The following is a 24,313-nucleotide window of genomic DNA, read 5'->3' on the forward strand; positions in this document are numbered from 1 at the left end:
TCTATTCTCCTAAAATAGCGGCCGTTTTGGATGCGCCGATTCTGGTGGCGCCGGCTTCTATCATGGCTTCCGCCGTTTCTCTCGTACGAATACCACCGCTTGCTTTTACGCCCAATTCCTCGCCGACAGCTTCGCGCATTAACTTCACATCTTCTACCGTCGCACCTCCGGTACTGAAACCTGTGGAGGTCTTTACAAAGTCGAGGCCGGCTTCTTTTGCCAAACGGCATGCCGTTTGCTTTTCTTCATCGGTTAAGAGGCAGGTTTCCAAAATTACTTTTACGACGGCAGAAGGAACGGCATGGCGCACGGCCTTCATGTCTTCCAATACCATTTCCTCTTCACCGCTTTTCAATGCGCCGATGTTTAGAACCATATCCACTTCATCGGCTCCGTTTTCCACGGCTTCTTTCGCTTCAAAAGCTTTCGTGGCAGACGTTGTAGCGCCCAAAGGGAATCCGATAACCGTACAGACTTTTACATCGCTATCTGCCAATCGTTCGGCGGCGAGCTTTACCCAGCATGGCTCCAAGCAAATGGAAGCCGTGTCGAAAGCTTTCGCCTCGTCGATGGTTTGAATGACCAAATCCTTCGTCGCGTCCGCTTGAAGAATGGTGTGATCGATGGTTTTATTTAATTTCATTTGAATCTCCTTTTATAAAAAACAGTCCCGATAAACCGATCAAGCCGAGGAGCATAGTAGCGCCGATTCGCTTCACCATGCCGAAGAAAAAGGGTTCGGGAAGCATTTGAATCATCAAATCCTTTTTGGGATCCATCAACCATAAATTGTTAGAGAAAAAGATCTGATGAAATTTAAACCACGCTCTGTGAAAATTCATCGCCACGATAATGGAAAAAAGAACGAGTATGGCGAGAATGGCCATGGCCGAGGATCCTGTCATTTTCAGTGCTCCACGCCAACCGATTCGACGAGAAAGGGCAAAAAACGATACGGCGAGAATGGCTATGGCAAACATCGAAACACTACGCATTAATTTAAATAATGCATAGACGTCGACCATGTGATCGATTTCGCTTTCGGAAAAATAAGGAGCGAGGGTTCCTCGTTCTCCTTCTTTTAAATACTGCCTCAGTGCCGTGGATATCTCCGCCAGCGTATCTAACGATTTTCCCGTAACGGCCGGAATGCCGTTTTGTTCCATTTGCTCGACATAATAGTTCTGATTTTGGCTCACAGCTTCCGTAGAAAAACTGAACAGCAGAAAAAAACAGGATAGGACGGAAAGAATAGATAGGATACGATTCATTATTCCTCGTCTTCGTCGTCGTTTTCCCAGTTATGAATAACTTCCTGAACGTCGTCGTTTTCTTCCAACTGGTCGATAAGTTTTCGCATTTTTTTGCGATCTTCCGGATCCTCTAAAACTGTCGTCGTTTGAGGAATATAGGTTATTTCGGAAATAGCAAAACTATATCCTTTCTCCTCTAGTGCTTTTCGAACGTCGCCGTAATCTTCCGGTTCCGTAACAATGAGGACACCGTCTTCGTCGACTTGAATATCCTCTGCTCCGGCATCGATGGCATCCATTTCCAGCACTTCGGAATCCATGTCATCGGTAAGCTCGATGCCGAACTGTCCTTTTTTATCGAACATGAACGCAACGGATCCGTCTGTTCCCAAATTGCCGCCGTGCTTATCGAAAGCGTGACGTACATCGGGCGCCGTACGGTTGCGATTGTCCGTTAAACAAAGCACCATAACGGCAATGCCGGAGGGGCCGTAACCTTCATACGTAACGGATTCAAAGTGATCGTTGTCTCCGTCCCCTGCCGCCTTTTTAATGGCGCGCTCAATATTATCGTTAGGCATGTTTTCCGCCTTTGCACTGTCGATAGCCGCCTTTAGTGAAGGATTATATTCGGGATCCGCTCCCCCTTCTTTAACGGCTACCGCAATTTTACGTGCCATTTTCGTAAAGATCTTACCTCGCTTAGCGTCGGCCTTGCCTTTTTTATTTTTAATATTATGCCATTTTGAATGTCCTGACATGATGACCTCCTTGATTTATATCAAAGTAAAATTATATCACTCTTAAAGCCTATCTTTCAAATTTCGGCGGCATGTTGCGCTTATGTTCACTGATTGCGTGTTTGTGATCAATGGCGTCCCGATGATCGCCTCGATAATCTGAGCGAATGACGGCATCGAGTTCATCATAGGTGAAGCCCATGTCGTCTTCGTCGGTTTGCCCTTCGTAGAGGCCCGCCGTCGGTTTTTTCTCAATGACTTCTTTCGGAAGATCCAATGCTTTGGCAAGTTCCACTACCTCGCTCTTCACAAAACTTGCAATCGGCATTAAGTCACTGGCCGAATCACCGTATTTTGTAAAGTAACCGGTGTAAAATTCACTGGCATTGGAACAACCGCAAACCAAATAATTACGGTCTTGCGCGTAATAATAAAGCGTAACGGCGCGAAGTCTCGGCTTAATATTGTTTTTCGCCAATTGATTGTCGCTATCCATGGAAGCGTCGACCAAGGCATGATATGTTTTTGAAAGATCTACTTTTTCAATTTTAAGATCCAAGGATTCCGCTACAAGGCGAGCATCGTGTTCGTCTTGCGGATTGGACTCGATGGGCATAATGATGCCCAGAGCATCGTCACCAAAGGCACGCTTAGCAAGCCCCGCTACAACGGCGGAATCGATACCGCCGCTTAGGCCGAAGACGACGCCTTCGGCGTGGGCATCTTTCACGATTTCTTTCATCCATTGGCAAATTGCTTCAATTCTTTCCATTATTCTTCCCCTTTATATTGTTTTTGGTTGTAACTTTTTCCTTCATATAATAGTTTCCCGTCGAGAACGGCCCGTTCAGTACCATCCACTTTTTCTATGGTTACCGTTCCCGACGTTACATCTAACAAATAGGCCTTAAAAGCTTCGTAGCCACTTTCATACACCGTCGTCGTTACTTGTACCCGATCGGTATAAACCGTATCAATAATCGGATAGCCGTTTTGCATCATATAGTTTTCAATGCTTCCGTGTTCGGTGTAATCGTAGGTAAAGGTAATATCCAGCGCTTTGTGCATTTCCACGACGACGGCATCATCGAGTGCTGCCGATGCAGCGGAGGAATAGGCGCGAATAAGACCTCCCGCCCCAAGGAGCGTTCCCCCGAAATAACGGGTCACGACGCAAACCACATTGGTTAGGCCGTTACGTTTTAATACATCTAAAATGGGTGGTCCCGCCGTCTTTTGCGGCTCTCCGTCATCGTCGTATTTCTGGATGGATTGATCTTCGTTAATAATATAGGCGGTACAATGATGTGTGGCGTCTTTTCCGCTGTCTCGAATATTTTGAATGTAGGCTTCCGCCCCTTCCTTCGTCTTGACAAAGGCCACGCGCCCGATAAATTCTGATTTCTTCTCGATCAGGCTTATCTGTCCTTCTCGATAGACGGTTTTATACATAGCGCCTCCTTATTTGTTCTTCATAGCGATTTAAATACACTTTCGGAAGCGTCGCCAAAAGCTCCACCCCTCCGTGCGTATACTCAAAGGCTTCGACCGGGAAGCGGTTTTTGATTTCTTCCACCAAATGCATTTCACCGTAGGAAAATGCCATCATGACTTTTACATACTTCGATTTTAATGCCTCTTCTATAGCCGCGTAAAGAGATTCGATAGAGGGATCTTCTCTTACAGAGCCGTAAAGCACGCGATGTTCCGAAGGCAGGAAGGGTAACTTTTTATGTTCCATTTTATCCGCTTTGTTTACAAATAAAATAATCGGCGTGTCGCGAACGCCTAAATCGCTTAAAAGTTTTTGCGTGGTTTCATAGCGCAAACCTTCATCTTCCTCGGAACCGTCGATCATATGAATAATAAGATCCGAATCCTTAAGTTCTTCGAGAGTGGTGTGGAAAGATTCGATTAAAGTCGTGGGAAGATTGGAGATAAAGCCGACAGTGTCGGTAACGCAAACGGCCAAGCCGCCCGGAAGTGTGATGCGCCGAGTATCGGGATCTAATGAAGCAAAGGGCATGTCCTCGACGTAAACTTCTTTTCCTTGAGCCGAAGATTCGCGAAGCATTCGATTCATTAGAGAGGATTTTCCCGCATTCGTATAGCCCACAATGGCAATGGACGGAATATCCGATCGCTCTCTTTGTTTGCGCCCCGTGTCGCGCACTTTTTGCGCCCGTTTCAACTTTCGCTTCGTGCGCATAATGTCATCATTAATCCGCCGTCTGTCGATTTCCAGTTTTTGTTCGCCGGGTCCACGAGTGCCGATGCCGCCGCCGAGACGAGAATAATTTTTCTTCCCGATCAAATGAGTCTTGCCGTATTCCAATTGGGCGAGGTAGACCTGAAGCTTTCCCACATCGGTGCGTGCCCTGGATGCGAAAATATCTAAAATGAGCGCCGTACGATCCAATACCGGCAAATCCAAAACTTTTTCGATTTCGCGCATTTGAATTCCCGTAAGCTCGCCGTCAAAAATGACGAGCTCCGCTCCCAGGGTTTCGGCGGCCAATCGAATCTCCTCCAGCTTCCCCTTTCCCATCAAAGTCGCCGGATGAAAACTGCGCACAGTTTGGGTCGCCGTTCCTACGACGACACCTCCCGCTACGTCGACGAGATCGTTTAATTCGCTTAAACTTTCTTCATTATATTTACTCTTGTCGTCCCACGCCGCAGCCGTAATCACCTTTTGTCGTTCCGTAATATGTTTCTCCACTCCCAAACCTCCTTTCCTAAATATACACAATCACAAGCTTCTACGCAAGAAGTACCCTATGTTATAATGTGGACAGGAGGATGCCTATGTCCCATCATTTTAAAAATCATTCAAATACCATTCATCTCGCCTTATGTATTATTGCATTTATTGTCGTATTCATTGCGGGAATGTTAGGCGCGTGGGTGGTCACCGTTCTTCATAGTGTCGATGCCATCGATTTTAATGATCTTAAAGTCTCCATCGCCGAAACGTCGACTATACTCGATGCCGAAGGTAATATTATCGACGAAGTCGATCCCTCGATCATCAGCGAACACGTCGCGCTAAAACAAGTACCGAAACATGTACAGGAAGCGTTTTTGGCCATTGAGGACCGTAGTTTTTATGACCATCACGGTTTGGATCTGCGTCAAATTTTAGCGAGCCTTGCAGCTAATGTAAAAAGCGGACATATTATTCGCGGCGGTTCCACCATTACGCAACAATTGGTGAAAAATATTTACTTAAGTACGGATCAATCCGTCGCCCGCAAATTAAAAGAAGCATACATAACTCTGGCTCTGGAACAGTCTCTTTCGAAAAAAGATATTTTAGAGGCTTATTTGAACCGCGTCGATTTAGGCCTCGGCAGCCAAGGCATAGAAGCGGCGAGCCAAGCATACTTTTCAAAACATGTGGAAGATCTGACGCTGGAAGAAGGGGCTCTCCTTGCGGGTATTGCGAAATCCCCCGCCAATTACCAACCCCTTAAACGTCTCCCCGCATCCGATGAAAAAAACGAAAACATCGTCGCCACACAAACCGTCGGCGATAAGGTTTACGATCTTGAAAAAAATGAACGCTCCATGGAACGCAAAAATACCGTGTTAAAGGCCATGGCCGCCGGCGGATATCTCTCTTCCAAAGAAGCCGACGACGCTTCTAAGCGTGACATTATCTTTAAGCCGAAACAGGAAGATCCCGCGCCTTATTCTTCCTATGTAGCGGATTACATCGCCGATGAAGCGATTCAAATTTTGATGACGACTCAAAAAATTGATCGGGATCGTGCCCGTCAGCTGGTTCGCGAAGGCGGGCTTACCATCCAATCTACCATCGTTCCCCAATACCAAAAGGGCATGGAAACTTTATACGACGGCTATGCACACCTCGTACAAAACGGACGCAATCGCGGCGCCCACTTTATAGATTTCTCGACAGATGAATCCGGAAACATCGTCGATGACCGGGGAGAAACTCTTTACCTTCGCTATGGCAATCTCTTCGATGAGGAAGGTAATTTACACTTGTCGAAAGAGCATTACCGATTTGAAAACGGTAATTTGAGTTTTTATAACCCCGCCTTTGTGCAAAAAAACGGTACGATTCAATTAAAGAATTTCTATACCTTGGATAAGCGGGATAATTTAAAAACTCTCTCGGGAGCCACTGCTATTTTCGAACCGGGAGAAGTCTCCGGAGACGAGGAATTCGAAATGTCGAAAGACGTTTTGAAAAAATACGGCAATTCTATTAAGGAACAGGACGGCGAATTAATCTTTTCAAAAAATCTCTTTCTCTTCCCCGACGAATCCAGTTTGCAACCTCAATCCGCCGCTCTTATAGCAGATAATGAAACCGGCGGGATCGTCGCCTTGGCCGGCGGAAACAGCCTCCGCAATCCTGCAAGAATGCGATTCAATCACGTAAACAGCAAGCGGCAACCGGGCACGGCGCTTACGCCTCTCTCCGCCTATTTGACGGCACTTATTAAGGGCGACACTCTTGCCACCTCTTATGACGACACGCCCCTTAAAATCGACGGCGCCATCTGGCCGGCACAAAGAGAATTTTACGGATACGATATACTGGCCGACGCAGCGGCTCATACCCGCGAAGCCGTTGGCGGCAAAATCCTCGAACGTTTCGGCTTTGAAGCAAGCCTAAATACATTGAAGCTTCTCGGCCTGTATGATGACACTTCAAATGATACCATCGTCTCATCTTCGGAAAATAAAACGCGCAACGATATAACCTACGACGGTTTGGCATCGGGCAATCTTGTGGACGGCGTTAGCTTAAAAGATCTCGTCAACGCCTATGCAAAAATCGCATCGCCCCAAACGGGAGGAAATTATATCGTGGAATCCATTACCGACGGCGAAGGTAATGTTATCTATCGTCACGAGCCGAAGAGCGTGAAGTTCCCCAATAAAAGCAACGCACTTCTACGCTATGCCCTCTCTCTTTCACCGCTTTCAAAATCGCTAAAGCAAAACGGCTACGACGCATACGCCATATTCGGCGAAAATAAATTTCATTCCGACTATATGGCGGTAGGCTCTACGCCCCATTACACCTACGGACTTTGGATGGGCAATGAAATTCAAAAACTCGCATTGAGCCGCAATCAGGATCTTGCGACATCATTTTACGCGTCCCTTTATTCCATTACCGACGATAAGAGCCAATGGAAGGTTCCCGATTCCTTTGAAATGGTAGAGGTCAGCGACAAAACGGGCGATCTCGCATCGACTTACGCGAAACGCGCCCACTCCACTGTCACGCTCCCCTTCCTGCCGGGAACGGCTCCCAAAGAGATTACAAAAAATTACACCCGCGTGCTTATTTGCTCCGAATCGGGAGAAAAGGCGTCGACCTACTGTCCCTACGATACCATTACCTACGGATATTATTTCGTACGTCCAAAGGGATATGATCCCGCTCAATTTGACGGCATAAGGCCGAAGGATTTCTATACCCTTCCTTCAAGTTATTGCCATATTCACACGAAAGAATGGCACGACGAACAACTCCGTCAACAAGAAGAACTTGAAAAAGAGCAAGAGGAAGCTTTAAAAAAGGAACAAGCCAAAGCGCGAGATAAACAGAAACAGAAAAGTAAAAACAATCGCTCTGCAACTCAAAAGACTGCAAAAGGCCGTAAAAATTCGAAACGCTAATCTTCTGTGTAAAATAGCCTGTTTTGGGTAAATTTATAATAAGAAGAGGAGGCAACGATGAACATTAAAACGATTTTAAAATTATTAGCCTTTACAAAAATCTTTAAAGCTTTGGGTCACAAACCCGTCAGAAAAGCTTCGGGCGGATTTTTGAAGAAGTACTTTTTATGGAAGGCTCTGCGACGTCGCAGATAATCACGAAAAGCCTCGAGTATGACTCGAGGCTTTCTCTATGCGCAAAATCGAGTGATGATTCACTCGATTTTTTTATTTGTGTTGAAACATATTGTCTAATAATAAGAGGTTGGTTAGGCTGCCGACGCCGCCCGGAACGGACGTTACGTAGTTGACCTCGTCGACAACGCGATCGAAGTTCACATCGCCGACCATTTTCCCCTCTTCCGTAAATGCGATGCCGCAGTCAATGATGCACTGGTCTTTCGATACGAAAGATTCATCTACCCACTGACACTGTCCGGTTCCGTATACTACGAGATCAAATCCTTTGGCGAGCTCCGGAATCGATTCGGTTTTCGAATGGCCAATGGTAACCGTCGCATTTTCATCGAGCATCATCATGGCAAGAGGCTTGCCGATTACCATGGAGCGGTTAATAATTAAAACTCGCTTGCCCTTTAAATCCATCATATCCTTTGCAATTAACAAAGCGCTCTTCGCCGTTGCCGGATAGATGGAACCGTTGGATGTAAAGACCTTCCATTGATTCGAGGGGCTCAAACAATCGATGTCCTTGTCGCTGTCGATAGCACTGTCGATGCTATCGGCATCTAAATGCTTCGGCAGTGGATGGAAGAGCAGGATTCCGCCGATTTTGTCGTCGAGATTACCTCTCTTGATTTCGGCGATGATTTCACTTTCCGTGACTAATTCGGCAAAAGTTGAAACTTCCACCTCGATTCCGACGCCTTCAGCCGATTTCTTGATGGAGTTTTCATAACTAATGTCCGCCTTATTATCGCCGACTCGTAATATTAAAAGCTTATAGCCCATTTGCCGTTCCCGTGCCCGTTCCACTTTATCTTTAAGGACACATTTTACCTTGTCTCTCAGCGGTGAAATATCATATTTCATAAAATCCTCCTATTAAAAAAGAAGCGGCTAAGCCGCTCCTTCCGTTCGAATTACAGAACGCGCATTGCGTTAACAAAACGTGAGCTGTAATATTTTTCCGTTAATTTATTTTCCTTAACTCGTGCACCGCCGCTGGAAGCGTGAACGAAAACATCGTTTCCTACGTAAATACCAACGTGGCTTACACCTCTACCGGTAGTGTTGAAGAAAATTAAGTCGCCGGGTTGTAATTCGGAACGATCAACAGGCGTACCTACTTGGGATTGTGCCGAAGAGGTTCTCGGAAGAGAAATGCCGAGTTCCTTTACGTAAATGGCATATACTAAACCGGAACAATCGAAACCGTTGGATCCGGTTGCGCCCCATACATAGGGTGTACCGATTTTGCTGTAAGCGGAATCGATGACGCGTTGCGCTTTTGCACCGTCAACTCTGGGAGCCGGAGCGCCCTTAACGGCAACCTTAGCTACTTGCTCAGGTGCTTGACGTTGAATCACTTCACGTTTTACAGCTTGTACTCCGCCTTCGCCGAAATCTAAATAGTTCGGATCGATTTGGAAATCCTTGCCTTGTTCATTTAAAACGATGAACAGACCGTTTTTATATCCTACGACGTTAACCGTGTTGTTTTTCTTTACTGCGTAAACGCCGTTAGCATTTTCAAGTCTTAAATCTTGTTTTACTTTTGCAGATGTGACGTGTGGGCCTTCAACTGCTTCGACAAAACCATATTCTACCGAGCCGAAAAGACCGTCGACGGTGTTAACCGTAACGCCGTTTTTGTAATGATCGACTGCTTGTAATGTTTCGCCGATAAAAAGATTACGGACGACTTTGCCGTCTTTCTTGAGAATGGCATTTTTCTTTACGATATATTCTTGAGGTTTGCCTTCGGTTACAAGAATCTTATTCTTGGGAACCGTCACTTTGGCATTGCCCTTTTGAACGATGTAACCATTGTCGGTGGTTTCGATAATATTTGCCTTTTCTTCAACGGCAAATCCGATTTGCTTGCCACTGTACAATGTCGTGCTGTGATCCTGAACGAAAACGCCGGTATCTCTTAGACCTACCACTGAAATAAGTGCTAAAGCCGCAGTTCCGATGGTAAGTTTAATCTTCTGATTCATTTATTAGCTACACTCCTTATGTAAATCACTTGTTTCGTATAAAACAAACGTCATGAATTCTCTCGGGAATTTAGATTTTTCTTAATGATCTTTGAAAATTATAACATGATCGGTTACAAAATGTAACTATTTCGTGGGTCATTTATGTTACTTCTCTGTTACAGCTTTGTGACGTTATGTTACGTATTTAACCTATTGGTTTTCTTCCCTGTGGTAACTCGCCTGTAGAGTGTTATAATGGAAAGGAATACTAGGATTGGAGGTGATGATGTTGGAATTTGATTCCGACTATGCAATATTAAAAGAGCAATTAGAACATGTTATCCAACATGGTGACGTTCACGATGCTACTGCTCTTTTTGATCAATACCACTCTGTGGACATCGACGAGGTTTTAGAAGATCTGGAACCTACGGATCTCCAATTTTTCCTATTTATGTTAAATGCCGAGCAGGTCGCCAATTTAATAGAAAATGCCGATCCCGATCTGCAACCGAAAATGACGCGGTTTTATTCCACGAAGGAATTAATTGAAATTTTCAGCTTTATGACCAACGCCGATGTCGCCGATTTACTCGGTTTTATGTCGACGAAACGGCGTAAAGAAGTCTTAAATTATATGAAGGCGAGCGAATCGGATATTTTAAAGATGATCCTCTCCTATGAAGACGACAGTGCCGCAAGAATTATGACGACGGAATTTATTTCCCTGCGTCAATCCTTAACGGTACGCGAAGCGCTGTTGAAGATCAAGGAAATCGCGCCGACGACGGAAATCATTGAATCTATTTTTATTACCGACGATCTCCATCGTATTCAAGGTATCGTCAATTTAAGAGATATTCTCGTGGCGCCGGGCTTTAAACCTTTGGCGGATCTCGTGGAAAATCACCCGTTCTTCGTCTACGCCGATCAGGACCAGGAAGAAGCCGCCAATCTAATTTATAAATACGACTTAAAGTACCTGCCCGTCGTCAATAAAAACATGGCGATCTTAGGTGTCATCACCAGTGACGATATTATCGACGTTATGGAAGAAGAACATAATGAAGATATTCTCGCCATGGGTGGGGTTTCAAAAGACGAAGAGTTTGACTCAAATTTTTTCCATTCGATTAAGAGCCGTCTGCCTTGGCTGGTCATTAATCTCGTGACAGCGTTTATGGCCTCGGCGGTGGTCAGTATGTTTGAGTCTACTATCAGCCAAGTTGTGGCCCTCGCCGCCGCCATGCCTATCGTCACCGGTATGGGCGGCAATGCAGGTAATCAGGCACTATCTATTGTACTGACGAGTCTTGCGCGGGACGAAATTACGCTGGAAGACGACTTGCCTCTTATCATCAAAGAGGTGGGCCTCGGTATTTTTAACGGCGCCATTATCGGCCTGATCGCCGGCTTCGTTCTCTACCTGAAGTACCATAATGTTTTTCTCGGTTTAATTATTCTCGTCGCCATGATTTTAAATATGGTGATCGCAGGTGTGGTAGGCTTCTTGCTTCCACTGATCTTCGACAAAATGAAGATCGATCCCGCTATTTCATCTCCCATCTTTTTGACGACGGCAACGGATATTTGCGGCTTCTTTATTTTCCTGGGGCTCGCATCCGTCATCCTTCCCAAATTGATGTGATCAAATTATAAAACGATAAAATGAAACGACTTCGAGTGAGCCATCGCTTACTCGATTTTATTTTGTTCAAATATCCCTACCCATTATTTTCAAAAAACGTGGCCAATAAAAAACCCGAAACTTGAATCAAATCCAAATTTCGGGATATTTCGTAGCGTCATTTTTCAGAATGGATGACGTCATTTGTTGATTCCCAGTATATGATCTAAGGTTTCCATGTCGATGGCAGCCTCTACTGCATCGGCAAGTTTGTTATACTGGGTTTCTTTAAATGCTCGATAATCCATGGTCTCTTTCGCCGTGACGTTTTTAAGTCCACGCAAATAATGGATCGCTGCATCGGCTATCCCCGGTTCGTCAAAAAATCCGTGGAAATACGTTCCATATATAGAATCGTCGATGACGACGCCGCCTCTATCGGTCAATTCTTTTCCTTCCCTCGAAGACGTCGTGCGTCCCATGTGAAGCTCATAACCTTTAACTTGCTTTCCCCTTGCTTCCCGCAAGAGATCGCCGCCGTAGGTAATGATCGCTTCTACTTGCCGTTGTTCCTTAACGGACGTTATTTCCGTCACGCCGTCAGTTAAATGCAAACCGTCGATTGTACCGCCGCTTTCGATGGCGAGAGGATCGGTAATGCTTGCGCCCATCATTTGAAAGCCGCCACATATGGCAAAGAGAGGCTTTCGATTCTGAACATGGCGAAGGACACGGGCATAAAGCCCGGATTCCTTCAGCCACTTTAAATCCGCCATGGTATTTTTCGTTCCCGGTAAAATTAAAAGATCGGGATCGCCGAAATCTTCCACTTGATCCACGTAGCGAAGGGAAACATCGTCGTATAACGTAAAGGGTGCAACGTCTGTAATATTGGAAACGTGGGGAAATTTTATAACGGCGATGTCGATAGGCGCATTTTGTTTTTTACGAAATGGCGTCGCCAGGGAATCTTCCGCGTCCAAGGTAACATCGACATAAGGCACGACGCCGAGCACGGGCTTTTTTGTATAGTCTTCGAGCATATCCAGGCCCGGCTTTAGAATGGAAACATCGCCGCGAAATTTATTGACGATGGTTCCCTTAAACAGACGCCGTTCTTCTTCGTCAAATAAAACATGGGTACCTACGACGGCACCGAACATGCCCCCGCGATCGATGTCTGCAACAAGAATCGCCGGCATATTTACCGCCTTGGCGAAGCCCATGTTCACCATATCCACGGATTTTAAATTGATTTCCGACGCACTTCCCGCCCCTTCGGCGATAATAATGTCGTAATCCTCTTCCAAGGATCGATAGGCTACAATGGCTTCTTTAAAAAGAGCAGGTTTCGATGCATAATACTCTTTTGTGCTCATATTTTTTAAAACCCTTCCGTTGACGATGACTTGGCTTACGCCATTGCCCGTCGGTTTTAAAAGAATAGGATTCATGCGATGATCGGCTTCGACTCCCGCCGCCTCCGCTTGCATCAGTTGGGCTCTTCCAATTTCTTCTCCCGCTTTTGTAACGCCACTGTTGAGGGCCATATTCTGCGCCTTAAAAGGGCACACTTTAAATCCGCGCCGCTTGTAAATTCGACAAAGGGCCGCCACCATGGCGCTTTTCCCCGCATTGGATGCGGTGCCTAGTAATATTATCCCTGCCACGGTGTCGCCTCCTTCAGCTTCGTCAAAATACGCCGTCGTAAATTTTTATTGCCGCTTAAGTGGAGATGGGGGAAGCCTGCATATACATTTTCTCCATGGAAGCCCGCCTTCCGCTCCGCGTTGCGGCCGGCTTTTTTCATAATAAAATCTTCCCCCTCTACTGTCGTCTTTCCGTAATGAAACTCGTGTACCGGAACGCGCTCTCCCTCTTCTATTAAAAGGCCGCCGGTCGCCGCTTCCATAACATGGTAACCGAAATTCTTTAAAGAATCGGTCATTGTCGCCTTGCCCGGCAATAAGTTCCACGTCGATACACCGTCAATAGATTCTAAAAGACTCATATAGCCGCCGCACTCGGCGATTAGCAAATGACCTTTTTTAACATAATCTCGCAATTCTTTTTGAAGGACGGTGTTTTTAGAAATCTCTTCTTTATAAAGTTCCGGATAGCCGCCTCCTAAGTAAAGTCCTGAAATACCTTTCGGTAGAGAATCGCGCAGAGGCGAAAAAGGAATCCACTCGACTCCGGCCTCCTCGAAATCTTCCAATACGTCGCGATAGTAGAATTGAAACGCCTCATCTTTCGCTATGGCGACTTTTACTTTACCCGTGGTCATTTTTTCTTTACCCGTGGCCTTCGTCGGCTTTACTTCGGCAAGAGCGAGGAGTTTTTCCATATCCACATATTCTTCAATAAAAACCGCCATTTTTTCTGCATAATCTTTTAAGTCCTCTACTTCTTCCGGTCGAAAAAGACCTAAATGCCGCGACGACAGATGGCCATCCATAGACGGAATACATCCTAAAAGAGGAAGCCCTGTGTAGTCTTCGATAATCTTTTTATAATAAGATGCCAGCATAGGCTTCGTCCGATTTAACATCACACCGACAATGCGATTGGGGGCAAAATCTAAAAAGCCCTTTACTTCCGCCCCGAGACTTGCGCCCTTCCCCTTCCCCGTCATGACGAGAATAGTAGGCGTGTCCGTTAACACACTCATGTCGGCGCAGGAAGCTTTTGTCGTCGTAGAAATGCCGTCGTAGTAACCCATGGCGCCTTCCATGAGAACGAGATCCTTCTCTTCCATCTTGGATAGCAGTGCGCGAATATAATCTTCCTCCATCAAAAAAGAATCAAGATTATAACCGTCGCCGCCAAGGGCGCGGTGATACATGGGATCGATGTAGTCCGGTCCGATCTTTGCCGTAGAAAGACTTATGCCCCGTCGAATAAAAGCGCGAATCAGCCCCATGGTGACGGTCGTCTTTCCCGCTCCGGAGCTCGCGGCGGAAATTATAAGTCGCTTCATTTTAAACTCCATTCGTAAGCCACACGTTTCGTTCCGTCCGCTACGGTAATAATGCCGCAGTAGGTAAAGCCGGAGCCTTCGATAAGTGCTCGCATGGCTTTGTTGTCCTCGTGCGTATCGACGCGAATCGAGCCCACATTTACCGTCGCCGCATAAAGTTTAATGCGATGCATCATGCGACGCCCCATTCCCTTTCCAACATATTTTTCCGAGACGACGGAACGGTGAATGGTCACATAATCTCCGCTCGTTTGCCAAGCGCCGTCGATAGTGGAATAGGTCGGATCTTCGCCTTTTATTAAAACGGCGGTGGCGACGATATCCTCGCCGTCTTTAAAAATAAAAGTGTGCCCCTTTAAAATATCCTCGACTATAGTTCCTTCCGTCGGATCTTTCCCTTGCCATTGATCCACGCCGTCTCTCTTTAGTTTTTCACGACCAACCCGTACTAACGAAAGCACAGTTTCCGAATCCCTTTTCTCTGCGCGCACCAAGTGAAGGGGATCAGAGAGTTCAAAGGATACATTCCGATTAATCATCATATGATCACCCTCAATTAATGTATCCATGACGAAAATCTCCATGCCTTTTTTATAAGCGCTTCTGAGTTCATCACCGAATGCGGGATCGGTGCTATCGTTGGGGCTGAAGAGCACGGGGCCTTTCATCTGTACGACGAAAAATACGCCTGCCTTCTCCCCTGTCGCCGCAAAATCGCCCAGCTCGCGAATATGCTTTGCACCGCGGGTCGTCGGCGCGTCGGGAAAGCGAGCGTACACTTTATCTTCCAGTGTGACGCCTTTTACTTCGATAAAGCCGCTTCCCTCGCTTCCTTCGACGTAAAAATCGAAGCGACTGTCGCCGTAGGTAACTTCTCGCTTATAATTGTAAATTTTTCCAAAGGTCTTCAGCGTCGGCGATGTATCTAAATAGTCCGCCACTAATTGATTGGGGGCTTGGGAATCGATATTGACCCACATGCCGTCTTTGTCCACTGTAACGAGAGAATATGCCGTCTTCCGTTTGGAACCCGGTTCCGCTCCGTTTAAAAGTACCTTTCGACCGGGAACGAAAAGTTCCTTGCAGCGGCCCGTGTTCGGCACATGAACGGGAATTCTTTCTCCGTTTTTCTCTACATATGCAATGAAGCGATTTTCCCTTTTAAGAAAAACCGCTTCTTCCATTCTGCTATATCGCATTCTATTCTTCCTTCTGTTTAAAGTGCCAAATCAAATAGGCCACACCTGCAACGGCAAGGAGAGCCACAATGATGTATTTATAGTAATCCAAATAGCTCAAGATAATATGCCAATTTTCGCCGGTTTTGTAACCGAGATAGGTTAGGATCGAATTCCAAACAAAGGATCCGATAACCGTCAGTACGAAAAAAAGCGGCACAGGCATTTCGACTATTCCGGCGGGAATGGAAATTAAGCTGCGAATAATCGGTACGCAACGGCCGATTAAAACGAATATCTTGCCCTTTTTCTCAAACTGCTCGACAACCGTTAAAATTTCTTTTCGCTTAAAGCCCAGTTTCTTCATCCAACCCCGTTCGGCGGAATCGTAAATCTTTTCCGTCGGAACGAGACGGCCGATGCCGTAAAGAATATAGGCACCGAATAAGGATCCCGCCGTCGCCGAAAGGATCGTAGGCAGAAAATTAAGATTACCGCGACCTACGAAAAATCCTCCCAGAAGCAAAATTACTTCCGACGGAATGGGCGGAAAGACATTTTCCAGAAAAATTAAGGCAAAGACGGCAAAGTATCCATATGATTCAATGGCCGAAACAATAATTGATTCCAAATTTCTACCTTTCCATTATCCCTTTAAATACTTCATCAAAAGCTCGTTGGCCATTTGCGGATTTGCCTTTCCGCGACTTTTCTTCATGACTTGGCCGACGAGGAAACCGACGACGCGATCCTTACCGTTTCTGAATTGCTCTACAGATTCGGGATTTTCGTCTAAAACTTCCTTTACGAAAGCTTCGATCTCAGAAGCGTCTCCGATTTGAACGAGCCCTTCTTCTTCGATAATATCCTTCGGTTTCTTGCCTTCCTCGCACATTTTGCGAAATACTTTTTTCCCAGCATTGTTATTGATCTTCGCCGATTTAATTTCATCGAGAAGATAGGCGAAATCTTTTGCTTCAAAGGGCACCGTCATGCCGCCGTCGTCGGTTACTTCAATGCGGCGTAAAAATTCCGTCATAAACCAATTGGACAGCATGTCGTAATCTTTAAAATGCTCCGCCACTTCTTCGTAAAAATCCGCGACAGTTTGAGTTGCACAAATAACCTTGGCGTCGTATTCTTTCAAACCGTAGGTTTCGATAAAGCGCTTTAATTTCGCATCGGGAAGTTCCGCCATATTGGAACGCACTTCGGCGATCCATTCATCGTCGATAAACAAGGGTCCGAGATCCCCTTCCGGTGCAAAACGATAGTCGCTTTCCGTGTATTTTATACGCATGACGATGGTTTCGTTCACGCTGTCGTCCCAACGGCGCGTGGCGCGAAGTTCACTTTCACCCTTTTCCATCATCTCGATTTGACGATTCACTTCATAATCGATGGCCTTTTCGACAGCACGGAAAGAGTTTAAATTCTTCACTTCACTAATGGCGCTGCGTTCGCCAGTTTCAGTGTCTTTAATATTGACATTGACGTCGCATCGCAGAGAACCTTCTTCCATCTTGACGTCGGAAACGCCGAGATAGCGCAGGGTGTTGCGGAGTTTTTCCAGGAAAATTCGCGCTTCCTTCCCCGACGCCATGTCCGGGTCGGTTACGATTTCAATGAGGGGCACGCCGCAACGATTGTAGTCCATAAGGGTCGTGCCTTCGTCGGTGTGCAGACTCTTTCCCGTATCCTCTTCAATTTGAATTTGATGGATGCCGATCTTTTTCGCCTCTCCATCATCCCCTTCGATTTCGATATATCCGTGGTTTGCAACGGCTTCGTCGGTTTGGGTGATTTGATAACCCTTCGTAAGGTCCGGGTAGAAATAATTCTTTCTCGAGAAGGTACTCTTATGATTGATGGTCATATGGAAAGCCGTGGCGATTTCAATGGCGCGCTCCACAACCCCTTTATTGAGCACCGGCGTAGCACCGGGCATACCTAAACAAACGGGACATGTACAGGTATTGGGCTCTCTGCCGTAGGCATTTTCACAACCGCAAAATGCTTTGGTTTTCGTGGAAAGTTCCACGTGGATTTCCAGTCCGACAATGGTCTTGTAACGCATTAGATATTCCCCTCCAATTCTTTTGCCGTTTGAATGGCTTGAATGTCATTACCTTTCTTGGGAATGATTTGGATGCCTACGGGCAATTTATTTTTCTTCGTCGCCGGTACACTGATGCCGCCCGTTCCGATTAAGTTGACGGGTACTGTAAATAAATCCAGCATATAGATTTCAACCGGCGTCATATCGTCGTCGATGGGTACTGCCACCGTCGGCGAGGTGGGGCAAAGAATAATATCGTGATTTTCAAAAACGCTATTAAATTCTTCGATCATCTTGTGGCGCATTTCCAAGGATTGTTCCCAATATTCTTTGGAATGATCCATACTCATAATGTAGGAGCCGATCATAATGCGGCGTTTAACTTCCGTTCCGAAACCTTCGCTACGGGTACGAACGTAAAGTTCTTCGATGTTGTCGTAATTGTCGGTAATGTAACCGTAATTAATACCGTCGTAACGGCTCATATTTGGTGCAATTTCGCCATTGACGAGAATATGATAAATGGCGATGGCAAGGTCTAAACTTCCGATATGAACGAATTCCACTTCTGCGCCCTTTGATTTCATAAAATCTACGGTATGGATAAAAGCTTCCCGCACCTCGTCTTGCACTTCGAATGTTTTAAAAACATCGGGAATGGCGACCTTTAAGCCGTTTAAGGATTTCGCATCTTTTTCTCTATCTAATTGTAAGGATTCGTTGCCGATGCAGGTGGCGTCGTGTAAATCCGATCCTTCTAAAATTGATAGGACATATTCCACATCGTCTACGCTTTTAGCGAGGACGCCCACTTGGTCGAATGTGTTCGCCATAGAGGCTACGCCGTAGCGAGAAATGCTTCCGTGAGAAGGCTTCATGCCTACGAGCCCGCAAAAAGCTGCAGGCTGACGTACGGAACCGCCGGTATCGGTGCCGAGGCTTATGGCACAAAATTCCGCCGCAACCGATGCGGCACTGCCGCCGGAGCTACCGCCGGAAACACGTGTGGGATCGACTGGGTTCTTCGTTACGCCGTAATAGGAATACTTCGTGGAAGAGCCCATGGCGAATTCATCCATGTTCACTTTACCGATAAGAATGGCATCTTCCCGTTTCAATTTTTGGGTGACAATAGCGTCGTAGGGGGAAACGAAATCATCGAGCATTTTAGATGCGCAGGTCATGCGCACATCTTTGACGGCGATATTGTCTTTAACCGATACAACGATACCCGCCATTTTTCCGAGAGGTTCGCCTTTTTCTCGTTTTTCATCCAGCTCTTTCGCCTTGGCACGCGCCATATCTTCCATGACGGTAATAAAGACATTCAGTTCGCCGTCGTCACGTTTAATTTTATCTAAATAGGCCTCGACCAGTTCGCTACAGGTGATGTCGCCTTTTAAAAACAACTCCCTGGTTTCCAGTCCGGTTTTTTGAATCAGGTTCATAGTCCCTCCTTAATCGACAAACTTAATAATTTCGAAATAGCCGTATTTCGTCTTTACGGCATTTTTCGTCGCGTCCTCGCGATCCAACGAGGGGCGAACTTCATCGTCTCTTAAACGATTCGGCAATTTATTCGTATGGAAAGTAGGCGCACAATGAATATTCGCCTCTTTAATCGTATCGATTAGATCCATGGTGTCGGAAAAACCTTTTACAATTCCGTCAAGTTCCTCGTCGGTAAAATGTAATTTCGAAATTTCCGCAATATGTCTAATTTCTTCCTTTTTCATCATCGATCTCCCCATTTCTCATAAAATTCTGCTTCATTTACTATTTCCACGCCCAAGCTTCCGGCTTTGTCCGCTTTACTGCCCGGATTGTCGCCTGCCAGGACGGCATCTGTCTTTTTGGAAACCGAACTCGTTACTTTTGCGCCGCGACGTTCGAGAGATTCCTTCACTTCTTTTCTGGGTTTTGAAAGAGTACCCGTCAAGACGAAAGTGAGCCCCTCCAGGTCGCCGCCGGTTTGACGTTCCTCATATTGAATGTCGATTCCCGCGTCTAATAGATCCGCTACATAATGGCCAATAACGTCGTCGCTGAAAAATACGTGAATTTCACGCGCCGTTTCCGGTCCTATATCCTCAATGGTTTGAAGCTCTTCCTCGTCTGCTTGTCGCAATGCATTAAAGTTTTTAAAGTGAGCGGCTAAGTCTCTTGCCGTCTTTATACCCACTCCGCCGATTCCTATGGCATAAAGAAAACGGTGAAAGGGAATCTTCTTGGATCCGTCGATAGCTTCCAGGAGATTGTTCGCCTTTTTCTCGCCGAAACCTTCAAGTTTCAGCAGATCCTCCATTTTTAATCCGTATATATCGGGAATCTCGTGTAAAAGCCCCGATTCGATTAAGGCCGCCGCGGTCTTCTCGCTGAATCCGCGAATATCCATACCATCGCGAGAGGCGAAGTGATCCATTCGACGCACAAGTTGCGGTTCGCAACCGATGGTGTTCGGGCAAAAACTGTGTACGCCATTTTGAACGAGTTCCGTGCCGCAGGCGGGGCATGTGGTAATCATAGGTATGGGTTCGCCTTCGTCGCCTACGCCCTTTAAAATTTCGGGAATGACGTCATTGCTTCGGCGAAGGAGCACCTGCCCGCCTTTTAATACACCCTTCCTTATAATATCGTCGTAATTATTCAGCGTTGCCCTGGAAATGGTCACGCCGTCGATGTCCACCGGCTCGAGAATGGCAGTAGGGGTCACTTTTCCCGTTCGACCGACGCCCCATTCCACATTCAAAAGAGTTGTCACTACTTCTTTCGCTTCAAATTTGTAGGCGATGGCCCATCTGGGAAATTTTACGGTATAGCCCAATCGTTCTCTTGCGGCGAGATCATTGATTTTGATGACGACACCGTCGATCATGACGTCCAACTTCGGCCGCACGTGTTCCACTTCCTCGATAAAATCAAAAACACCTTTAAAATTATCTACACGGCGGGTCATAGGGTGGACGAGAAATCGTTGTTCCTTTAAAAAACCTTTAATTTCCTCGTCAGTTTTAAAATCCATTCCCTCGGCATAGGTTAAATTGTAAAGATAAGCCGTTAAATGACGGCGACGGGTTTCCTTGGGATCTAAATTTCTTAGAGCGCCGGCCGCGCCGTTACGCGCATTTTTTAAAGGTTCTTCCGCCGTGCGATTATACGCCTCTAAGGATTTATACGGCATAAGCCCTTCCCCTTGTACGATCAAATGCCCTTTAAAGGGAATGGTCAAGGGCACCGACGAAATCGTATAGACCTGTTCGGTGATCACCTCGCCGACGATGCCGTTGCCTCTTGTGACGGCTCGCGTCAGTTTACCGTCGTCGTAGGTCAGCGAAATGGTGAGGCCGTCAAATTTCAATTCCGCCATATAGCCCTTCTTCGACGCCCCGGCTTCTTCCATGCGGTTCATCCATGCGGTAAGGGTTTCGTAATTTTGCGCCTTATCTAAAGAGTAAAGCGGATATTCATGTTGGAATTTTTCAAATCCCTCCAGCAAATCACCGCCGACTCGACGGCTCGGCGAATCGAAGAGCACCTTGCCGGTTTCTCTCTCCCTGCGCAAAAGCTCATCGTATAAAGCGTCGTATTCTTTATCACTTACGAGAGGATCGTCCAAAGTGTAATAGGCATGGGCCCACGTATTTAGTTGATCGACTATCTCGCGCATGTCCATGTTATTCCTTCTTTCTTAAAGGTGCGATTTTAACATTTAACGTTTTAAGGCCTTTTCCCTCAAAGGCGATGACCGCTTCATCCCCTTTTAATTGCACGACCATTCCCTCGCCCCACTTTTTATGAATTAATTTATCCCCAATCGAAAATGTGACGTCGTTCGTTTCTTGAGGAGCGACTTTTGCCGCAGGCTTTACCGTCGTAGTACCTGTAAAGATGGCGTGTCCGGATTTCTGATTTTTCTTCACCGGCTCGTTGTCGATCATCTCGATGACATCTTCAAGCTCTTTAATAAAGCGGCTCTTAACGGCAGGTTTCCGTTGGCCGTAAAGGGTACGGGATTTAGCGGAGGACAGAAATAACTTTTCTTCCGCCCGGGTCATGGCCACATACATAAGCCTACGCTCTTCTTCCATTTCCTCTTCCGTATCGAAAGCTCTCGATGTAGGGAATAACCCTTCCTCCAAGCCGACGACGAAGACAATGGGAAATTCCAACCCCTTCGCGCCGTGAATGGTCATAAGTTGTACGGAGCGATCTTCGTCTACCAGTTCATTTTTGTCGGAAATCAAACTGAGATTTCCCAAAAAATCCGTCAACGTCAAATCGGGATTACCCCGCTGAAATTCCGCCGCCGCGGATACAAATTCTTCCAGGTTTTCAAGTCGGGTTTCCGACATAACCGTATCTTCTTTTTTCAGCTCTTCGACATAATGGCTTTCAAATAACACGGCTTCCACCAATTCGCTTAAACTTAATTCCTCTTTTTTATTCATTAAAAGATGTATTAAATTTACGAATTGTTTAATATTTTTCTGCGCGCGAATTTTTAAATCGTCATTTTCTTCGAGTGTCTCCATGACGGTAAAAAGGTCCAGCCCGTGTTCATCGGCATAGGATTGGAGCTGATCCACCGTCGTATCGCCGATACCGCGCTTTGGCACATTGACAATGCGGCGCAGATTGACATCATCTTTCGGGTTGTCGATCACTTGAAGATAGCCGATAACATCCTTGATTTCCATGCGATCGTAAAAACGGAGACCGCCGACGACGCGGTAAGGAATTCCCTCGCGCATCAACGCTTCTTCAAAGCCGCGCGACTGAGCATTGGTTCTGTATAAAATCGCCATATCACCGAAGGATGCCCCTTTATAATTTAGATGCATCATTTTTTGAATGACGGCCGTTTCCTCTTCGCTGCTATGGAAAAATTCCTTGAAGATAATGGGATCGCCGCCTTCCCGATCGGTCCAAAGATTTTTCTTTTTTAGGGCCGGATTGTTGGCGATTAGCGTGTTGGCACCTTTTAAAATCGGCGTCGTGGAGCGGTAATTTTGCTCCAATAAAATCGTGCGGGCACCCGGAAAATCTTTTTCAAAGGATAAAATATTCCCGATATCGGCACCTCGCCAACGGTAAATGGATTGGTCGTTGTCCCCCACCACCGTTAGGCCGATCGCTTTTTCAGAGAGCATTTTAACGAGTAAGTACTGAATATGGTTCGTGTCTTGGTATTCGTCTACAAAAACGTAGGCGAATTTTTGTTGGTACAATGCCAACACGTCCGGATGGTCTTGGAAAAGTTCCACGGTTTTGACGAGCAAATCGTCGAAATCCATGGCGTTGTTTTCCCGCTTCTTCTTTTCGTATAGACGATAGGCTTCCGCCATTTGCCGCTTGTGGAAATCGCCGAAATACATTTTCATCGCTTCATCCGGCGACATGCCTTCATTTTTCCAATTGGAAATTTGACTGAGTACGCCGAAAGGCTTAAACATTTCCTTGCTCATATTGAGCTCGTTCATACAGTCTTTCATCAACGTCTTTTGATCGGAGCTGTCGTAAATAGCGAAGTTGGAATCGTAGCCGATAGCGTCGCCGTTGCGCCTTAAAATTCGCACACACATGGAGTGGAACGTGCTGATCCACATGCCGTCGACGGAATAATCCAGTTGCTTCGCCACCCGATCCTTCATTTCCTTCGCCGCTTTATTGGTAAAGGTAATCGCCAAAATATGATAGGGCGATACGCGAAGATGCTCGATTAAATAAGCGATCTTCCCCGTGACCACGCGGGTCTTGCCGCTTCCCGCCCCTGCTAAGACGAGCAAAGGTCCTTCGGTGGCGAGAATCGCTTCCCGTTGACGATCATTATAACGACTTAACATGGACTCTTTCCTCATTTCTACTTTCCAATAAGATCACGTACAACTTTCGATGCGATGAGTAAGCCCGATGCAGGCGGTACAAAGGAAATGCTCGCCGGGGAACGCTCCCCTTCCCCCTCTTCTTTATGAGGCGCTTCTTTAGAATAGACTACAGCATAATCTGCGATTCCTCTACGCTTCGTTTCCCTTCGCATCACTTTTGCAAGAGGGCACATACTGGTTTTAGAGAGCATCGTTATTTCCAAAAGTTCGGGATGTAATTTATTACCCGCCCCCATGGCGGAAATAAAAGACGTGTTTGCCTCTTGAGCCGATTGCGCTAAAAGCAATTTGGCGCTTACCTGATCCAAAGCGTCGATCGCATAATCATAGGACGCAAAATCGAATCGATCGATGGTATCTTCGCTTACGCGCAAGGGATAGGCATGCACTCGGCTTTCGGGGAGTATGGATAAAAGCCTGTTTTTTAATGCGTCCACTTTTAATTCGCCGACGGTTTCCATGGTCGCGACGAGCTGACGATTAATATTGGTCACATCTACTCGATCGAAGTCCACTATATCTATGGTGCCGATGCCCGAGCGCAGGAGCGCTTCGGCACAATGTCCTCCGACGCCGCCGATACCGAAGACGATGACGCGTTTTTCTTTTAGCATTTCCAGCGCTTCGTTTCCAATAAGCCACCGGGTTCTTAGAAATGGATCCATACTTTCCTCCCCTACTGTTCTAACAACTCATTATAACAAAAAAGCCCCGGCGAAT

At 46.3% G+C, this 24,313-nt stretch carries 21 protein-coding genes; 3 read left to right on the plus strand and 18 right to left on the minus strand.

Annotated elements, in window-relative coordinates; translation table 11 throughout:
• Window position 1: 1 nt before the first annotated feature.
• Genes deoC through hflX form a run of 6 tightly spaced genes read right to left on the minus strand, consistent with a single transcriptional unit; the run spans window position 2 to window position 4,715 of the window.
• Window positions 2-643, minus strand: a complete 642-nt coding sequence (gene deoC / locus HMPREF1863_RS04690; RefSeq protein ID WP_068367869.1) for a deoxyribose-phosphate aldolase — start codon at window positions 641-643, stop codon at window positions 2-4.
• Complete coding sequence (locus tag HMPREF1863_RS04695; protein WP_068367871.1) at window positions 630-1,271, minus strand: TIGR01906 family membrane protein; 642 nt, start codon at window positions 1,269-1,271, stop codon at window positions 630-632. The genes deoC and HMPREF1863_RS04695 overlap by 14 nt, the downstream gene beginning before the upstream one ends.
• Complete coding sequence (locus HMPREF1863_RS04700; RefSeq protein WP_068367873.1) at window positions 1,271-2,014, minus strand: YebC/PmpR family DNA-binding transcriptional regulator; 744 nt, start codon at window positions 2,012-2,014, stop codon at window positions 1,271-1,273. The genes HMPREF1863_RS04695 and HMPREF1863_RS04700 overlap by 1 nt, the downstream gene beginning before the upstream one ends.
• Window positions 2,015-2,063: 49 nt before the next feature.
• Window positions 2,064-2,765, minus strand: a complete 702-nt coding sequence (nadE, locus tag HMPREF1863_RS04705) for an NAD(+) synthase (RefSeq protein ID WP_068367876.1) — start codon at window positions 2,763-2,765, stop codon at window positions 2,064-2,066.
• Window positions 2,765-3,445: an IMPACT family protein gene (locus HMPREF1863_RS04710; protein ID WP_068367877.1), complete on the minus strand. Its 681-nt coding sequence runs from the start codon at window positions 3,443-3,445 to the stop codon at window positions 2,765-2,767. Before HMPREF1863_RS04710 ends, nadE begins: the two co-directional genes overlap by 1 nt.
• Complete coding sequence (gene hflX, locus HMPREF1863_RS04715) at window positions 3,438-4,715, minus strand: GTPase HflX (RefSeq protein ID WP_068367878.1); 1,278 nt, start codon at window positions 4,713-4,715, stop codon at window positions 3,438-3,440. Before hflX ends, HMPREF1863_RS04710 begins: the two co-directional genes overlap by 8 nt.
• An 86-nt stretch (window positions 4,716-4,801) precedes the next feature.
• Between hflX and HMPREF1863_RS04720 the strand changes: the two genes are divergently transcribed.
• Both HMPREF1863_RS04720 and HMPREF1863_RS09090 read left to right on the plus strand, forming a co-directional pair.
• The gene (locus HMPREF1863_RS04720; RefSeq protein ID WP_068367880.1) at window positions 4,802-7,660 is read left to right on the plus strand and encodes a transglycosylase domain-containing protein; all 2,859 of its coding nucleotides are present in this window, start codon (window positions 4,802-4,804) and stop codon (window positions 7,658-7,660) included.
• A gap of 57 nt (window positions 7,661-7,717) precedes the next feature.
• Entirely contained in the window at window positions 7,718-7,855 is a 138-nt protein-coding gene (locus HMPREF1863_RS09090; RefSeq protein WP_157065085.1) for a hypothetical protein, read from the plus strand.
• Window positions 7,856-7,927: 72 nt separating this feature from the next.
• Here the strand turns inward: HMPREF1863_RS09090 and HMPREF1863_RS04725 are convergent, their stop codons facing one another.
• Entirely contained in the window at window positions 7,928-8,752 is an 825-nt protein-coding gene (locus HMPREF1863_RS04725) for a bifunctional 5,10-methylenetetrahydrofolate dehydrogenase/5,10-methenyltetrahydrofolate cyclohydrolase (RefSeq protein ID WP_068367885.1), read from the minus strand.
• Between the two features lie 50 nt (window positions 8,753-8,802).
• Window positions 8,803-9,882 (minus strand): C40 family peptidase, encoded by a 1,080-nt coding sequence (locus tag HMPREF1863_RS04730; protein ID WP_068367887.1) that lies wholly within the window; start codon window positions 9,880-9,882, stop codon window positions 8,803-8,805.
• 268 nt (window positions 9,883-10,150) lie between these two features.
• Here HMPREF1863_RS04730 and mgtE point away from each other — a divergent pair, with 268 nt between their 5' ends.
• Entirely contained in the window at window positions 10,151-11,512 is a 1,362-nt protein-coding gene (gene mgtE / locus HMPREF1863_RS04735) for a magnesium transporter (protein ID WP_232300119.1), read from the plus strand.
• Between the two features lie 179 nt (window positions 11,513-11,691).
• Here mgtE and HMPREF1863_RS04740 read toward each other — a convergent pair whose 3' ends face one another.
• From HMPREF1863_RS04740 to HMPREF1863_RS04785, 10 genes are read right to left on the minus strand one after another with little or no spacing between them, the layout of a single operon-like run.
• Window positions 11,692-13,161 carry a cobyric acid synthase gene (locus HMPREF1863_RS04740; protein ID WP_068367891.1) on the minus strand — a complete coding sequence of 490 codons (1,470 nt, stop codon included), beginning with the start codon at window positions 13,159-13,161 and terminating at the stop codon, window positions 11,692-11,694.
• Entirely contained in the window at window positions 13,149-14,471 is a 1,323-nt protein-coding gene (locus HMPREF1863_RS04745) for a cobyrinate a,c-diamide synthase (protein WP_068367893.1), read from the minus strand. The genes HMPREF1863_RS04740 and HMPREF1863_RS04745 overlap by 13 nt, the downstream gene beginning before the upstream one ends.
• On the minus strand, window positions 14,468-15,670 hold the full coding sequence (gene sfsA, locus HMPREF1863_RS04750; RefSeq protein WP_068367895.1) for a DNA/RNA nuclease SfsA: 1,203 nt from the start codon (window positions 15,668-15,670) through the stop codon (window positions 14,468-14,470). Before sfsA ends, HMPREF1863_RS04745 begins: the two co-directional genes overlap by 4 nt.
• 1 nt (window position 15,671) lies before the next feature.
• Window positions 15,672-16,280, minus strand: coding sequence for a DedA family protein (locus tag HMPREF1863_RS04755; protein ID WP_068367897.1), 609 nt, complete (start codon window positions 16,278-16,280; stop codon window positions 15,672-15,674).
• 15 nt (window positions 16,281-16,295) lie between these two features.
• A complete protein-coding gene (gene gatB, locus HMPREF1863_RS04760; RefSeq protein ID WP_068367902.1) occupies window positions 16,296-17,726 on the minus strand; it encodes an Asp-tRNA(Asn)/Glu-tRNA(Gln) amidotransferase subunit GatB in 1,431 nt (476 codons plus the stop codon).
• Window positions 17,726-19,156 carry an Asp-tRNA(Asn)/Glu-tRNA(Gln) amidotransferase subunit GatA gene (gene gatA / locus HMPREF1863_RS04765; protein WP_068367903.1) on the minus strand — a complete coding sequence of 477 codons (1,431 nt, stop codon included), beginning with the start codon at window positions 19,154-19,156 and terminating at the stop codon, window positions 17,726-17,728. The genes gatB and gatA overlap by 1 nt, the downstream gene beginning before the upstream one ends.
• 9 nt (window positions 19,157-19,165) lie before the next feature.
• Complete coding sequence (gene gatC / locus HMPREF1863_RS04770) at window positions 19,166-19,444, minus strand: Asp-tRNA(Asn)/Glu-tRNA(Gln) amidotransferase subunit GatC (protein ID WP_068367904.1); 279 nt, start codon at window positions 19,442-19,444, stop codon at window positions 19,166-19,168.
• A complete protein-coding gene (ligA, locus tag HMPREF1863_RS04775) occupies window positions 19,444-21,381 on the minus strand; it encodes an NAD-dependent DNA ligase LigA (RefSeq protein ID WP_068367905.1) in 1,938 nt (645 codons plus the stop codon). Before ligA ends, gatC begins: the two co-directional genes overlap by 1 nt.
• 1 nt (window position 21,382) lies before the next feature.
• Window positions 21,383-23,551: an ATP-dependent helicase gene (locus HMPREF1863_RS04780; protein ID WP_068367910.1), complete on the minus strand. Its 2,169-nt coding sequence runs from the start codon at window positions 23,549-23,551 to the stop codon at window positions 21,383-21,385.
• 17 nt (window positions 23,552-23,568) lie between these two features.
• The gene (locus HMPREF1863_RS04785) at window positions 23,569-24,258 is read right to left on the minus strand and encodes a tRNA threonylcarbamoyladenosine dehydratase (protein ID WP_068367912.1); all 690 of its coding nucleotides are present in this window, start codon (window positions 24,256-24,258) and stop codon (window positions 23,569-23,571) included.
• Between the last annotated feature and the right edge of the window lie 55 nt (window positions 24,259-24,313).

It is taken from the genome of Aedoeadaptatus coxii, assembly GCF_001553115.1.
In the GTDB taxonomy this organism is placed as follows: Bacteria; Bacillota; Clostridia; order Tissierellales; family Peptoniphilaceae; genus Aedoeadaptatus; species Aedoeadaptatus coxii.